This is a genomic window from Psychrobacter sp. I-STPA10 (genome assembly GCF_021012795.1).
Classification (GTDB): Bacteria; Pseudomonadota; Gammaproteobacteria; order Pseudomonadales; family Moraxellaceae; genus Psychrobacter.
Genome location: NZ_VFYU01000012.1, coordinates 105,562 through 120,876, shown reverse-complemented (window position 1 = coordinate 120,876; position 15,315 = coordinate 105,562). Strand labels below are relative to the sequence as shown.

General features: G+C 42.4%; 12 protein-coding genes. 6 read left to right on the top strand and 6 right to left on the bottom strand.

Annotated features, from left to right (window positions below; translation table 11 throughout):
• Nucleotides 1–3: 3 nt before the first annotated feature.
• A complete protein-coding gene (locus FHK89_RS05405) occupies nt 4–945 on the bottom strand; it encodes a transaldolase (RefSeq protein WP_230657698.1) in 942 nt (313 codons plus the stop codon).
• A 686-nt stretch (nt 946–1,631) separates the two neighbouring features.
• Here FHK89_RS05405 and pheA point away from each other — a divergent pair.
• From pheA to FHK89_RS05375, 6 genes are all read left to right on the top strand, one after another.
• Nucleotides 1,632–2,813 carry a prephenate dehydratase gene (gene pheA / locus FHK89_RS05400; RefSeq protein ID WP_230657697.1) on the top strand — a complete coding sequence of 394 codons (1,182 nt, stop codon included), beginning with the start codon at nt 1,632–1,634 and terminating at the stop codon, nt 2,811–2,813.
• A 70-nt stretch (nt 2,814–2,883) separates the two neighbouring features.
• Nucleotides 2,884–4,089, top strand: coding sequence for a histidinol-phosphate transaminase (gene hisC / locus FHK89_RS05395; RefSeq protein WP_230657696.1), 1,206 nt, complete (start codon nt 2,884–2,886; stop codon nt 4,087–4,089).
• A gap of 2 nt (nt 4,090–4,091) precedes the next feature.
• Nucleotides 4,092–6,524, top strand: a complete 2,433-nt coding sequence (locus tag FHK89_RS05390) for a bifunctional prephenate dehydrogenase/3-phosphoshikimate 1-carboxyvinyltransferase (protein ID WP_230657694.1) — start codon at nt 4,092–4,094, stop codon at nt 6,522–6,524.
• Nucleotides 6,525–6,921: 397 nt separating this feature from the next.
• The gene (rarD, locus tag FHK89_RS05385) at nt 6,922–7,812 is read left to right on the top strand and encodes an EamA family transporter RarD (RefSeq protein WP_230657818.1); all 891 of its coding nucleotides are present in this window, start codon (nt 6,922–6,924) and stop codon (nt 7,810–7,812) included.
• Between the two features lie 164 nt (nt 7,813–7,976).
• Nucleotides 7,977–8,438, top strand: coding sequence for a dihydroneopterin aldolase (gene folB, locus FHK89_RS05380; protein ID WP_230657693.1), 462 nt, complete (start codon nt 7,977–7,979; stop codon nt 8,436–8,438).
• Nucleotides 8,439–9,155, top strand: coding sequence for a hypothetical protein (locus FHK89_RS05375; protein WP_230657691.1), 717 nt, complete (start codon nt 8,439–8,441; stop codon nt 9,153–9,155).
• Here the strand turns inward: FHK89_RS05375 and FHK89_RS05370 are convergent.
• The 5 genes from FHK89_RS05370 to secD form a co-directional block, all read right to left on the bottom strand.
• On the bottom strand, nt 9,130–9,513 hold the full coding sequence (locus FHK89_RS05370) for an AzlD domain-containing protein (protein WP_230657689.1): 384 nt from the start codon (nt 9,511–9,513) through the stop codon (nt 9,130–9,132). The genes FHK89_RS05375 and FHK89_RS05370 overlap by 26 nt on opposite strands.
• 104 nt (nt 9,514–9,617) lie before the next feature.
• Nucleotides 9,618–10,352: an AzlC family ABC transporter permease gene (locus FHK89_RS05365; RefSeq protein ID WP_230657688.1), complete on the bottom strand. Its 735-nt coding sequence runs from the start codon at nt 10,350–10,352 to the stop codon at nt 9,618–9,620.
• A gap of 98 nt (nt 10,353–10,450) precedes the next feature.
• A complete protein-coding gene (locus FHK89_RS05360; protein ID WP_230657686.1) occupies nt 10,451–11,887 on the bottom strand; it encodes an MATE family efflux transporter in 1,437 nt (478 codons plus the stop codon).
• Nucleotides 11,888–12,027: 140 nt separating this feature from the next.
• Entirely contained in the window at nt 12,028–13,263 is a 1,236-nt protein-coding gene (gene secF, locus FHK89_RS05355; RefSeq protein WP_442966560.1) for a protein translocase subunit SecF, read from the bottom strand.
• Between the two features lie 8 nt (nt 13,264–13,271).
• Nucleotides 13,272–15,149 carry a protein translocase subunit SecD gene (secD, locus tag FHK89_RS05350; RefSeq protein ID WP_230657684.1) on the bottom strand — a complete coding sequence of 626 codons (1,878 nt, stop codon included), beginning with the start codon at nt 15,147–15,149 and terminating at the stop codon, nt 13,272–13,274.
• Nucleotides 15,150–15,315: the final 166 nt, after the last annotated feature.

Here is a 15,315-nt window from a genome sequence, read left to right as displayed (position 1 = left end):
AGGCTATGCTTTGCGAGTCAACATATTCAATGCTTCTGCCAACTCTTCGCGTGCACGGATAAAGCCATCAATACCTTTGGGTAATAAATCTTGGGTGATGCTATCTTGCTCATAAGCGTCACTAAAAGTTTGTGCGGTTAGGCTCACTTTGTTCATGGGTTCGTATTGCATATCGGCAGACAGTTGTTGTACCACAGGTGTGTCGAGGTTGCTGAGGGCATCGAGTAGGTCAGGTGAAATGGTGAGTAAATCACACCCTGCCAATGCCAAAATCTGCTCGGTACTACGGAAGCTTGCTCCCATTACTTGGGTATCATAGCCATGCTGCTTGTAATACTGATAGGTGCGCTTGACAGATTGTACCCCTAAGTCTTCTTCGACACTGATGTTTTGGCGGTTTTGCTCACGTTTTTGCCAGTCTAAAATACGACCAACAAAAGGTGATATTAAAGTGACACCCGCATCAGCACATGCCACCGCTTGATGTTGTCCAAATATCAAGGTGAGATTGCAATGTATGCCTTCTTTTTCAAGTTGTTTTGCCGCTTCAATGCCTTGCCATGTGGCAGCAATTTTAATCAAAATACTCTGCGTATCCACCCCTGCTTTATTATATGCTTCGATGAAGTCATGCGCTTTGGCAATGGTAGCGGCTGTATCATAAGACAGACGAGCATCAACTTCGGTAGAGACACGCCCTTCGATAAGTTTTAGGATATCACAGCCGACTTGTATGGTTAGATTGTCAATGACTGAGTCAATATTACCTGAGTAATGATTGAGGGAGTCAGAGAGCATGGCTTGCTTATCAGGGTGGGTAAGGGCTTTGGTAATGAGGCTGGGATTGGTCGTGGCATCGACAGGTCTTAGGCGTGCGATGGCTTGCAAGTCACCTGTATCAGCAACAATGGTGGTCATGGTTTTTAATTGTTGTAGTGCGTTCATAAGTATTCCTGTTATGTAAGTTGTAAAGTAGTGACAAAATTAGCCAAAAAAGCAGCCAGAGGTTGAGATAAGCTCACTTTACTGTGATGAATGATGTGCCTTAATCCGCTTGTGTGAAGTCGTCATCAAAAGATGGTTAAAGGTCTACCAAAAGGTTATTAAAGAGCCAAAAGGCTATGAAAGAATTGTCAAAAGATAAAAAGTATCGCAAAGTGTGGTTGCGAACGTCAGCGATTCTTAACATAATAACAATAGGATTAACAATATGGTTCAGTTAAATAGTTTAAATCATAGATGTCATGTTGCTGCCATGTCAAAACCCTAGTATTATCTATGCGCATACTGGCAGTGTCATGTTAAACTAAAGCATTCATAATATATAATTTACTATCTCATGTTTTGTCTATTGGTAACAGCCCCTAGGCTAACAAAAGTAGAAATTACTGTCATATTTTAATGTGACCCGTTGTTTTTCTACAAGGTTGTTTGTCTATCACTATAAAGGCTAAATATTGCAGTAATATTTAGCCTTTATAGTGGCATTTGTAGTGATAGACCACATGACATACACTTTTGCTGAAAAACAATTAAAAAATTTATCTGGGTGCTGTTTTAAACGTAGACTAACCCCTTTAAGCTAATCAAAGGCTAGCAAGATTTAAAAAAATGAATAAAGGATATAACTTATGAGCAATCCATCTGACAATTTATCTGATAAGGAGTCGCAATCATTGGGTAATGAGGTTGAGCAGTCGCCATTATCTCAAACGCCACAAGCTGGGGCAACGCCTGAGTTTTTGAATGTTTTACGGCAAAAAATTGATGGTGTGGACCAACAAATACAAGCATTGCTCAATGAGCGTGCCACTTTGGCACAGCAAGTGGCAACCGTCAAAAAAGACAATGAAGACCACCCAATATTTTATCGTCCAGAGCGTGAAGCACAGGTATTAAAAGCAGTGATGGCACGCAATACAGGTCCAATTGCTGATGAAAAAATGGGCAAGCTGTTTCGTGAAATTATGTCGGTGTGTTTGGATTTAGAAGCACCACAAAAGATTGCCTTTTTAGGTCCAATTGGTACTTTTACCCATGCCGCTGCTTTAAAACATTTTGGTAAAGCGTCAACCACGATTCCTTTGACCACCATCACTGACGTGTTTCGTGAAGTAGAGTCAGGCTCAGCAATGTATGGGGTTGTACCTGTTGAAAACTCATCGGAAGGGGTGGTGAACCATACCCTAGATGGATTTTTGGCATCAAATCTAAAAATCATTGGTGAAGTGGAATTGCCCATTCATCAAAACTTTTTGGTGGCATCACATACCAAAGTTGAAAGTTTGAGCCGTATCTACTCGCATCAGCAGTCGCTTGCACAATGTCGTCATTGGCTCGATGTGAATTATCCCAATGTCGAGCGGGTATCGGTATCAAGTAATGGTGAAGCCGCACGACGCCTTAAAAATGAATGGCATTCGGCTGCGATTGCAGGTGATGTGGCGGTGGCAGAATATGACCTACACAAACTGCATGAAAATATCGAGGACAATCCAGGTAATACCACTCGTTTTTTAATCATCGGTAAAGAATCGATTGCGCCATCAGGACAGGATAAAACCTCGATTGTTGTGTCTGCCCATGATAAAGCAGGGGCATTGATTGAAATCTTGAAACCTTTATCAGAACATGGCGTGTCAATGACCAGTATCGAAACCCGTCCAGAGCGTCCCAATAAATGGGCGTATGTGTTCTTTATTGATATGAATGGACACATTGAAGACCCCAATGTCAGTGCTGCCATCGAAGCGATACGTCCGTTGGTCAAAGAAGTGCGGGTATTAGGCTCATATCCAAAAGCTGTGCTTTAATTTCTATTGGATATTTACCATGTGTCGCTAAATTTTTTATATAGCCCCCTACATAGCAAAGAGTGTATTTATGAGTCAAGTTAATCAGTCCCAAACAGATACTATCACGCAGCCAGTCGATAGCTTAAGCCCTGCCAGTCAAGATTCTACTGATGTGGCTGCTACAGACTTAAGTCAGCAGCCAGTCGCTGAGCGGTTGCCACCTGCTTATGAGAGTATTCTTGATTTGCAGGCGTACCAAACGGGTAAACCTGTTGATGAGTTGACCCGTGAATATGGTATTTATGATGTGGTAAAACTTGCCAGTAATGAAAATCCACTGGGCTGCTCGCCTTTGGTGACACTGGCAGTTACTGAGCAGTTGGGACAGTTGGCACGTTATCCTGATGGCAATGGCTATTATCTAAAACAGGTCATTGCTGACTTGACAGATACAGAGATGAATCAAATCACATTAGGCAATGGCTCTAATGATTTATTGGATATCATTGCTCGTACTTTTGTCAGTCATAAAGATGCCATTGTTTATAGTGAATATGCGTTTGTGGTGTATTCTATGTTGACCAAAATGCTGGGGGCAACAGGCATTGCAGTGCCAGCCAAACGCTATGGTCATGACTTAGCGGCAATGCAACAGGCAGTACAAGCTAATGCCAATACAAAGTTAGTATTTATTGCAAATCCTAATAACCCAACAGGCACGCTATTAGCTCATGATGCATTACGTGAGTTTGTTGGTAGTATACCCTCTGAAGTATTGGTGGTGATTGATGAAGCTTATATTGAGTATTGTCCACAGAGTAATAATCGTGCATTGATTGATGAGTTTGATAATGTGATTTTGGTACGTACCTTATCAAAAGCTTATGGGTTGGCAGGGCTAAGAGTGGGTTATGCGTTAAGCTCGCCTTATGTGGCAGATTTACTCAATCGGATTCGTCAGCCATTTAATGTCAGCTCAGTGGCATTGGCGGCGGCAACCGCGGCACTCAAAGACCAAGAGTATATTGCAAAAGTCAGACAACTAAATGATGGTCAAAAACGCTGGCTAAGCAAACAGTTTGATGCGTTGGGTTTGGGTTTTGTACCCTCATCTGGCAATTTTATTATGGTCAATGTTGGCGACGGAGCTAAGGTATATCGGGCATTGCTTGAGCAAGGTGTTATTGTGCGTCCACTGGCAGGATATGGATTGCCAGAGTGGCTGCGTATTACCGTTGGTTTGCCTGAAGAAAATACCTTACTCATTGATACGTTGCGTACGGTATTGAGCTAATTATGGTGACGTCTCAACTCTCTCAACAGCCAGTAGCGGGGCAGTCTTTTAACCAAAATATCCACGCTTCGGTGCGTAGTCATCATATCCCTATCTTTGAGCGTGTCTGTGTGATTGGTTTGGGATTGATTGGCGCAAGCCTTGTCCAAGCCATTCATGACCATCAATTAAGCCGCCGCATTGTGGCAGTGGATAAAAACGCTGCCAGTATTGAGGCAGCACTCAGTGATGGCATTATTGCCGCAGGCAGTGATGATTTGCGTACGCTGATACAGTCTGAGCTTGCTTTAAAAAGCGATAGTATTGACAGTGACAGTAATGACGGTATTGACTGTATCATCATTGCCATTCCTGTTAAAGCAGTTGCTGCCGTATGGCAACAGATAGCACAAGCAATGCAGGCAGGTGAGATTGCCCCGACTTGTGTCATCAGTGATGTGTGCAGCACCAAAAAAAATATCATTGATGCTGCTCAAGCTGCCTTTGCGCAAGTAGGACAGAGTTTGCCTAGCAGCTTTGTACCAGCGCACCCCATCGCAGGGGCTGAAAATTCGGGTTATCATGCCCGCCGTGCCGATTTGTTTGTCAATCATAGTGTGATAGTGTGTCAGCTTGAGTCAAGCTCAGCCGAAGCAGTACAAAAAGTAATTGCATTGTGGCAAGGGGTGGGGGCATCGGTGATGCCGATGGCAGCGGAGTATCATGACACAGTATTGGCATACACCAGCCATCTGCCGCACCTATTGGCATTTAATCTGGTCGAACAGCTTGCCAGTCATGATGATAATATGGATATTTTTCGCTATGCCGCAGGTGGATTTCGAGATTTTACTCGTATTGCTGCCAGTGACCCGATTATGTGGCATGATATCTTTTTTGCCAATCAAGATGCCGTCATTGCCGCGCTTGATGAATATAGCAATTATTTGCAGCAATTACGCCATTTAATCACCACGCAAGATTCTACGGCATTGCTTGGCTTGCTCGGTAGAGCGCAAGCGGCTCGCCGTCACTTTGGACACATGCTTAGCAGTACCCCTTATACGACTTCTCAAATGGATAATAATATGACAGCGTCTTATATCATCACCCCAAGCCAACAGGTTCAAGGCAGTATTAATGTACCTGGTGACAAATCTATCTCGCACCGTAGCATCATGTTTGGCAGTTTGGCTGAAGGGGTGACTCGGGTAACGGGCTTTTTGGAAGGTGAAGATGCACTGGCGACGTTGCAAGCATTTCGAGACATGGGCGTGACCATCGAAGGCCCTGATAATGGTAATGTGGTGATTCATGGTGTGGGTATGCATGGTCTTAAACCCAGTCGTACCCCACTGTATATGGGTAACTCTGGTACCAGTATGCGTCTGTTATCAGGCATATTGGCAGCGCAAAGATTTAATAGTGTGCTCACAGGCGATAGCAGTTTGTCCAAACGTCCGATGGAGCGAGTCGCAACGCCACTACGACAAATGGGGGCAGTGATTCAGACAACGGGTGAGCGTGGTTGTGCCCCGATTAGCATTACAGGCAGTGATGCCACAGGCAGTCAGTTGACAGGTATTGATTATGATTTGCCAGTACCCTCGGCGCAAGTGAAATCTTGTGTGTTATTGGCAGGGTTATGGGCATCTGGTACGACCACAGTCACTGAGCCAGAAGTGACCCGTGACCATACTGAGCGTATGTTGTCTGCCTTTGGTTATGAGGTAGAAGTTGATGGTAACAGCATTCGTTTGCAAGGTGGTGGTAAGTTAACAGCGTGTGATATCGCTGTGCCTGCTGATATCTCTTCAGCGGCATTTTTTATGGTGGCTGCTGCCATCGCTCGTGATAGTAAATTAACCATTCAGCAAGTTGGTATGAATCCGACTCGTACGGGCGTTATTGATATTTTAAAATTGATGGGTGCAAACATTAGTATCAGCAATCAGACTTATGTTGGTCAAGAGCCTGTGGCGGATATTACCATTGAATCTTCAGATTTACAGGGGATTGAAATTCCAGAAAATCTTGTACCTCTAGCCATTGATGAGTTTCCAGTATTGTTTGTTGCTGCAAGCTGTGCCCGAGGACAAACGGTACTGACAGGCGCAAAAGAGCTGCGCGTCAAAGAGTCCGACCGTATTGCAGTGATGGCAGATGGACTGCAAACCCTCGGAGTAGATTGTGAAGTGACCGAAGATGGCATCATTATTAATGGTGGCGGTGTATCTAAGACGGATGCTAAAGCTGGGCAGTGGCAACCTGTATTTACAGGCGGTGAGATATATTCACACCATGACCACCGTATAGCCATGAGCTTTGCCATTGCCAGTATCAGAGCGCAAGATACCATTACCATTCATGGTGTGGAAACGGTGAACACCAGTTTCCCCGGGTTTGCTGAGCTTGCCAATCAGATAGGTTTGTCGATTGCTACTAAAAGTAACTAATGGCTAATAGCTAAATCATAACTAATTATTTATGATTTAGCCTTAGAACAAATTAACTCATTGATAATTAACTCATTAATGACGAATCATACCTGAAAAGGCTTACCATATTTAATAGAATTGATATGGTAAGTTTTTTTATTTTAGTCATGAATGATTTTAGTCATCAATGCTGCATTTATTTTAGTAATAACATTAATTAAACCTATTTTACCTGTTTTACCGATTTTAAAAATCAGCTAATATTTTTAGACTGGTGAAGCGGAGCTGTGGTTTATTGTGAATAAGGTTGTCTGTTATGTCTTCTCAGGATAAATCCGTACCCAGCTCACAGTTTGCAGCAGGTACTGAGCAACAGGTGACACCACCAGCCGTGGTCACCACCAGTAAAGGCATCATGACTGCATTTGCTGCTTTTGCGATTTGGAGTGCTTTTCCGCTGTATTTTAAACAGTTGTCAGATTATGATTCGTTTGAGATTATTGGGCATCGGGTCATGTGGACATTTGTGTGTATCCTTATTGTGCTTACCGCTACTCGGCGTTGGCAGTGGATACAAGAGTTGCGAGAAAAACCCTCAATATTGTTAATTACTTTTGTCTCAGGTGTATTGATTGCGACAAATTGGTTAACCTATGTGTGGGCGGTGAATAGCAATCAATTATTAGCAGCCAGTCTCGGTTATTTTATTTGTCCATTGATTGGCATTTTGATGTCGATGCTGTTTTTAAAAGAGCGATTGCGTCCGTTGCAATGGATAGCGGTTGGTTTGGCGTTGATATCGGTGATTATTCAGGTAATATTATTGGGCAGTCTGCCGTGGGTGTCTTTGGTGATTGCAGGTACTTTTAGCATTTATGGTATCATGCAGCGGCGGACACTGCTCAAAGCGTTAGATGGTCTATTTATCGAAACCATATTACTTGTGCCGTTTTTTATTTGGTGGTTTTGGCAAGCCGATGTCAACAGTAGTCATTTGAGTTTTTGGTTTAGCCGTGATATTTGGTTGCTTATGCTGGCAGGCCCGATTACCTTGATTCCATTATTATTATTTAATAAATCGACCAAACAAGTAGCATATAGCATTTTGAGTTTTATGAACTATATGACCCCAAGTTTGATATTTTGTTTGGCAGTCTTTTATTATGATGAGTCGTTTGATACTCAGCGTTTGTTGGTATTTGGGTTGATTTGGATTGCATTATTACTGTTTAGTATTGATTTATGGCGGCATCGCCCCAGTAAACAATTACAGCGGACAGCATCAGCAAATACAAGCACTAAATAACGAATAACGAATAACGAATGATGAATAAATATAAGTAATAAACGATACGCAAGGCAAGCTATCAGGTGTGAGTATATAAGGGGTAACCCTTATTATTAGTTTAAACACTTAGTAAAAGTTTTTGTAGATATGATTTTAAAAGATAAAATAAAGGTGAAATAATGATGAGCCAGCCTGTAAGCCAGCCCAATTCTGATAATGTAGCAGACAACTTAACAGATAACTTACCAGATAAATTAGCAACAGCCACTACCGATGTGATATTTATTGAAGGGTTAAAAGTAGATGCTGTTATTGGCGTATTGCAGTGGGAGCGGCAGATAACTCAGCCCTTATTTATCGATGTGTCCATGAGCTTTGATGTGTCGCGTGCGGCGCAGACGGATAATGTGGAAGATACGGTCAGCTATAAAAGTGTGTGTGATGACATTACGCTGTGGTGTCAGCAAACTAAGGCGCAACTGTTGGAGCGATTGGCGGTATTGATAGCTGATAATCTGCTACAAAAATATCCCATCACTCAGGTCAGTGTCAAAATTGCCAAGCCAACCGCTATTTATGAAGCGGCATCGGTAGGGGTTAAGGTGAGTCGCAGTGCTAAAACGATGCAGCAAAATGGACAGTAAATGACATTCGCTGATAATCAAACTGGCATGACCAGTATAAATACTATACACAGTCAGCAACGGATTGCTGCCAGTGATAATCATACTCATAGCAACACGGCTAACACTATTGTTGCCATTACTTTGGCAGATATGTTGCAACAGCCCATGTTAGTTGGATTAGTTGGGCAAGTATTTTTATCGCTTGGTAGTAATCATAACCCTAAGCAGCATCTGGCTTATGCTCGAGGGGTACTCAGTGAGCTTGGGCAAATACGCTGCTCACCTGAGCTTGTCAATCCTGATTTTACCGCCACCAAAGCGCAGCCAAAGCCTGATTATACCAATCAGTGTCTGTTATTATCTTTGTCTGCTGCTGTCTCAACTGCCGAATTTGTTGCGATGATGGCACAGATAGAAGCCGATTGTCAGCGGCAACGCCAGTCTTCCTCTATGCCACCTGTTTTATCTAAATCTACGGTATCTAAATCTGTCGTATCTAGTAATAATGGTTCAAATTTGGCATCATCTCAACAAGATAGCCTAAAACAAGCGAATACTGATGCCAGTGTCAATGCCAATGCCAAAGCCCTTAAATTGGTTACTTTAGATATTGATATATTGGCCATACAACCAGTACAACAAAATATTTGGTATCGTCTCTCAGAGCGTTATCCTTTTAAGGCGCATGAGTTATATGGGATACATGCGCTTAAAATGGCACAGAAGTTGTTGTAAATAGCCACAAGCAGGCGTTTAGTATGGCAATGCCGACCACCATACTCACAAATAATTGGCGAAAATAATGATAGCTGAGCAGTACCCCTGTTAGGGCAATGAGTTGGGCTAATAATAACTGATTGTTTGCTGTGGCAGTGGCGTCATCTGTTGTCGCAGAAGTGTCGATGGGTAATTGCAGACTGGTTAAAATAAGCAAAATAAGCACGCATAGGGGTAAATAGCTGTTTAATCGGTGCAGCCAAGGCGTATCCAAATATACTTTAGGTATCAAAGCGGGCAGGGCACGAATGATAAAGGTCACGGTTGCCATTGCCAGTATTGCCATTATCAAATAGACAGGAGAGAAAACCGTCATAAGCTTATTGTTCCATGGTGTGTCATTTTTGGTTGCCAGTTGCCAGGTTTTGAATACTGAATGCTTAACGTGACAAAATTCGTTAAAACCTCGTTAAAACTTAGTTACTCGTTATCGTTAGCAGATGAAGACTGCGATGCTAAAGAGGGGATAAAACCGCTACCCACAATCAGCACAATGCAGAGGCTAATGGCTGTTAATAATATCCAATCATCGGTCAAAAGATGCGCAAATAATAATGCCATCACAGCAATGATAATAGGCAGTGGACTGCTTACTTTTTTAAACTGCTCATACGCCAATACCGCAAATAAGCACACCAAAGCAAAGTCCAAATGTGGTATCCAATCATTTAATACCCCACCCACCATTGCCCCAAGTAAGGTGGCAATGACCCACCAGCCTTGGTTAAACAGGCTTATCGGTAAAAAAATCTTTTGTCTGTCCTGTGTATCTAAACTGGTCATCACCGAAAAAGTCTCATCAGTAAGCGCAAATAAACAGTATATACGTGCTAAGCGAGACTGAGGTAGGGCAGATAAAAGTGGCAGCGCGTAAAATAAATGGCGCATGTTAATGGCAGCAATATTGGTGGCAATACTGCCCACAGGCAGCCCCGCACTGAGCATCGGTAAACACGCATATTGCGCTGCCCCAGCGTACAGTAATAGACTCATCATTAGGCTTGCCCAAAGTGGCAGTCCTGCCACTTGTGCCAATACGCCAAAGGCGATACCAGCGGGCAAATAGCCCATGGCAACAGGTAGGCTGAGATGAAAGCCTTGCTGCCAGTCACATTGCTGTTGTTGTGGTGTTGATTGTATTGAAGATTGGGTCATGTGAGCAACACTTAATCTTATGAGTAGCAATATTTTTAAACAGTGAGATTAAACAATGTTTGTAACTGTTTAGCATACTGATTAACTTGTGGTTAATTTTAATGTTTATGTACATTATGTAATAGTTGTGCATTTTTGCGAGATAGTATAACAGCTAATAGAATAAATCTAGCAATCAGCAGCCAATAAATGCTCAGCCAAATTGCCCACATGGCAGCGTGTACTTGTGTGCTGACGACAAATAAATCTGAGATAGGCAGATAAGTATACAATCCCCAACTGACAGGAAAAAATAAAACAGCCACCCCCAGCGCAACTTGGCGTATGGTTTTACCTGCGGTGAGTCCAAATAGTACCCCGTCAAGCCAGTATGCACCTGCCCCCACAAGCGGCAGTAACGCGGCAAAGACAGTGTATTGCCTTGCAAGCTGCAAGACATTTTCTATATTGGTCATCATGGTCAAAAATAGGGGGATAATAAGATACCAAATACCCGACAATAAAGCTGCTAAGATAAAAATAACGATGCCTGTTCGGCGTATGGCTTGCTTTAATAAAGACAGTTGGTTTTTGCCTGCTGCCTGTCCCGATAGACTCTCTGCTGCTACTGCCACTCCATCTAAGGCAAAAGCAGACATACTAAGCACCTGTAATAAAATCGCATTGGTAGCTAACACCACGTCACCTTGTAAGGCAGAAAGACGAGTAATCCAAGTAAAACTTAAGGTTAATACCAGCGTGCGGATAAAAATGTCTTTGTTTAATGAAAATAGCCTAAGCATTTTTTGATAACTAAACTCATTTTTATCCAGTTGAAAGATACGATTAAATGGTAATGATAAATGACGACTCACTAGAACAAACCCCATCAACATACCTAGCGCATACGCAAATACCGTACCAAGTGCCACACCTTGTAGACCTAAATCAAAGACATACACTAAAATTAAGGTGAAAATGATATTGAGCACCGCAATACAAATTTGCTGATACAGCATATAAGTGGTTTTGCCTTGCCCTGCAAACCAGCCCAAAAAAGCATAGTTCATCAATTCAAACGCCACTCCAAATAAGCGAGTATTTAAATAGCTACTTGCTGCTGCTTTATTGGCATTGGCTGAGCCCAATAAATTAAGCCCTAAGTCAATCAAAACTGGCTGAGATAAAAATATCATTGCCCCCAAAATGACAGCTAAAACCAAACTGCGTTGTAAGATGGCGAGTAGGGCATGGGTTTTTTGCTCAGCTGTTTGATTTGAGCCTACCGCTTGTGCAGATAAGCCAGAGGAAGCGTATTGCAAAAAATTTAAACTGACTAAAATTAGGGCTAATAATTGCGTTGCCAATCCCAGTCCTGCTAGGCTACTGGCTTGATTAAAATGTCCCACTACTGCAATGTCAATACCACTTTGTATCGGCATGGCAAGATTTGCCAACAGTACAGGCACTGCTAACTTAATAATATGTGTATAGCTTAAATCAATAGGGCTATTGATTGATGACTCTGTGGATTCTGTAGATAGGGAATTTGCCATGATTTACCCTCTAATAAAATTATTGTGGCTTATTTGCAGCAGCATGTATAGCGCATAAAAAAGCACCGCAAGCGGTGCTTTTAAAACAGAACCAGATAAAAATATTGCTAACTATTTAGCTAGCTGCTAACAGTATATTTTTAGCGAGGCTCTTCTTCGTAGTCATTAAAATCGTTGTCATTATAGTCACTGGCTTTAGGGTCATTAAATGTGACCATTTCTTCTTCAAACTCAGGTTTTACTTTTACTATAAAGTCATCACGTGATAATCCCATGGCCAATGGAATTGAACTTGCGATATAGATAGAAGAGTAAGTACCTGCAATCAAACCAATAAATAGTGCCACTGAGAACCACTCAAGACCATCACCACCCAAGAACATCATTGCCAGTACCACCAGCATAACCGTAGTCACCGTCATGATGGTACGGCGTAGGGTTTCTGTTAATGACAAATCAATCACTTGGCGAGGTGTGATGCCACGCACCCGTCTGAAGTTTTCACGAATACGGTCATAAACAACGATGGTGTCATTTAATGAATAACCAATTAATGCCAATACGGCAGCTAACACAGTTAAGTCAAAGGGGAAGCCAAACAGCGCAAACATACCAATGGTCACAATGGCATCATGGAATAGAGCCAATAATGCGCCAATGGCTAGTTTGAACTGGAAACGTACAGCAACATATAACAGCATACAGCCTAATGCCGCTGCAATGGCAATTAACGAGTTAAGGTAAATCTCATTACCAACCTGACTACCAATGATATTGACACTACTGATATCAGCATCATTATTAGGTAAGTCAAGGGCGTCATTTAATCTGCTATTAAGACCATCGATATTATCAGACTGTGGTGGCAAGCGTACCAGTATGTCTTTGGTGCTACCCAAGTACTGTACTACAGGGTCATCAAAGCCATGCGTTTGTAGGGCATTGATCACTTCAACTTGCTGTACAGGCTCGGCATAAGTTACATCAGCAGAGACACCCCCTGTAAAGTCTAGCCCAAGATTTAGCCCCTTAAAGATAATCGCACCAAGGCTAATAATAACAATCAATGCGGATAATACTGCCATTAGCTTTTCGATTTTCATAAACGGGATAATGCGTTTATTACCCACTGCTTTGACACCGCCTTCAGCAAGTGCTGCTTCATCTTCAAGTAGTGCATCATCAGTGGTTGTTTCTACCACTGTGTTATTAGTAGAAGTATTGGATTTACCAGTACGACGACTTGTTATCGGGCTACTATTTGCTGCGTTACTGCCTTTACCATTACGACGTGGTTTTTTACGACGACGTGTGGTGGTGTCTGATTGCTCAGGGGCAGGCATTTTATCACCTGAATTATTTTGCGGATCTGTCATGTCGCCTCCTAACCAATACTCAGTTTTTTAACATTTTTACGTTTGCCATAAGTTAAATGTACCAAAGCACGAGTAACAATAATGGCGGTGAATAGCGAGCTTAAAATACCAATCGCTAGGGTAATGGCAAAACCTTTAATTGGGCCTGAACCGATTGAAAATAAGATAATCGCAACCAAAAGGGTGGTGATATTACCATCAAAGATACTACTAAAGGCACGATCAAAGCCAGCAACAATGGCAGATTTTGGTCTTGCCCCCTCCTGTAGCTCTTCACGTATGCGCTCAAAAATAAGCACGTTGGCATCAACAGCCATACCAATGGTTAATACGATACCAGCAATACCAGGTAGCGTCAGTGCTGAGCCTAAGATAGACAGCATTGCCACAATGATGATTAGGTTAAATGCTAAGGCAATATTGGCAATAAGACCAAAGACTCGATAAAAGATAATCATAAAAATAAACACTAATAGGTAGCCAACTTGGGTAGAGAATAAGCCTTTTTCAATATTCTCTTTACCCAAAGATGGACCAATGGTGCGCTCTTCCACAAAGTACATGGGTGCTGCTAGTGCGCCTGAGCGTAGTAGTAGAGCAAGCTCAGCGGCTTCAGCATTACTATCAAGCCCAGTAATACGAAATGATGAGCCAAGTACAGCCTGAATATTGGCTTGGTTAATAATCTTAATATCTGCGTAAGGGGTGCGAGTTTCAATGGTCTCGCCAGTAGCAGGATCTTTGCTATAGGTAACTTTTTGTTTGTTTTCAATAAACAATACTGCCATCTGTTTGCCCACAGCAGTTTTGGTGGCATTTTGCATCAGTTTACCACCAGCCGTATCAAGGGTGATACTCACTTCTGGACGACCATTTTCATCAAGCCCAGTTTGAGCATTTTGTACTTTTTCACCCGTCACAATGGCTTGACGCTGTAATAAGGTCGATGGGCCATCTAGAGTACCAAAAGGAAAAGCTTCTGTACCAGCAGGTGGAATACCACCATTATAATTGCTGTTTTCATCAGCAACTAAGCGAAACTCAAGGTTGGCAGTACGCCCAAGTACACGTTTGGCTTCAGCCGTATCTTGTACGCCAGGTAGCTCAACCACGATACGGTTTGCCCCTTGTGATTGTACCAGAGCCTCAGCAACGCCAAGCTCACTAATACGGTTACGCAAAGTGGTTAAGTTTTGCCCCACTGCATATTGAGTGATTTCATTGATGGTGGCTTCATTATATTGCAAGGTTAATTCAGGGCCTTGATCATCAATACCTGCTTGTACATCAAACTGAGTACCTTGGTTGGCTTTAATGATACGCTGGGCTTTATCACGCAGTTCATTATCATTAAAGTGCAATATCATGCCATCAGTGGTTAATTGCATACCTTTGACAGGTACTTGTTCACTACGCAGTATACGACGAACATCACGACTGGTACTTTTTAAGCGTTGTTCCAATGCTTTGTCCATATCAACTTCAAGTACAAAGCGCACCCCACCACGTAAATCCAAACCAAGTTTGGTTGGTTTGGCACCAATGGCACGCAGCCATTCAGGCGTTGTTTGCGCTAAATTTAGCGCGACCACATAATTATCTCCAAGCTTTTGGCGCAACACCTCTTGAGCTTGCAGCTGAGCTTCTGCGCTGTCTAAGCGTAGTAGGGCACTGTTGCCTTCAAAGCTACCATCATGGTAGTTAATACCTGACTCTTTTAGTAGCTGTTCTGATTGCTCAAGCACACTTGCAGTTAACTGTGTACCAGCTGAGGCACTGGTAATTTGTACTGCTGGTTCGTCAGGATACAGATTGGGGAGGGCATATAATCCAGATATGAATAACACGATGAGGATTAAGATATATTTCCAAGCAGGATAGTGCATAATCACTTCTTCTAAAGGATGACTTAATTTTGACTTATTGGTTATAATTAGTTATAAATAATGGTTGTGTAGACTATATAATCAATAAATCTTTGGTAAATAGCAAATGGTATGAAAGGGGGCAATTTTATGACATCAGGAATATGCTGCGATTTGAGAGCCATTG

What these genes read in the sequence shown, in the direction of transcription:
- secF (WP_442966560.1), bottom strand. Translation starts at nt 13,263, where the DNA reads ATGACAGATCCGCAAAATAATTCAGGTGATAAAATGCCTGCCCCTGAG.
- rarD (WP_230657818.1), top strand. Translation starts at nt 6,922, where the DNA reads ATGACTGCATTTGCTGCTTTTGCGATTTGGAGTGCTTTTCCGCTGTAT.
- FHK89_RS05360 (WP_230657686.1), bottom strand. Translation starts at nt 11,887, where the DNA reads ATGGCAAATTCCCTATCTACAGAATCCACAGAGTCATCAATCAATAGC.
- FHK89_RS05375 (WP_230657691.1), top strand. Translation starts at nt 8,439, where the DNA reads ATGACATTCGCTGATAATCAAACTGGCATGACCAGTATAAATACTATA.
- FHK89_RS05390 (WP_230657694.1), top strand. Translation starts at nt 4,092, where the DNA reads ATGGTGACGTCTCAACTCTCTCAACAGCCAGTAGCGGGGCAGTCTTTT.
- secD (WP_230657684.1), bottom strand. Translation starts at nt 15,149, where the DNA reads ATGCACTATCCTGCTTGGAAATATATCTTAATCCTCATCGTGTTATTC.
- FHK89_RS05405 (WP_230657698.1), bottom strand. Translation starts at nt 945, where the DNA reads ATGAACGCACTACAACAATTAAAAACCATGACCACCATTGTTGCTGAT.
- pheA (WP_230657697.1), top strand. Translation starts at nt 1,632, where the DNA reads ATGAGCAATCCATCTGACAATTTATCTGATAAGGAGTCGCAATCATTG.
- folB (WP_230657693.1), top strand. Translation starts at nt 7,977, where the DNA reads ATGAGCCAGCCTGTAAGCCAGCCCAATTCTGATAATGTAGCAGACAAC.
- FHK89_RS05370 (WP_230657689.1), bottom strand. Translation starts at nt 9,513, where the DNA reads ATGACGGTTTTCTCTCCTGTCTATTTGATAATGGCAATACTGGCAATG.
- hisC (WP_230657696.1), top strand. Translation starts at nt 2,884, where the DNA reads ATGAGTCAAGTTAATCAGTCCCAAACAGATACTATCACGCAGCCAGTC.
- FHK89_RS05365 (WP_230657688.1), bottom strand. Translation starts at nt 10,352, where the DNA reads ATGACCCAATCTTCAATACAATCAACACCACAACAACAGCAATGTGAC.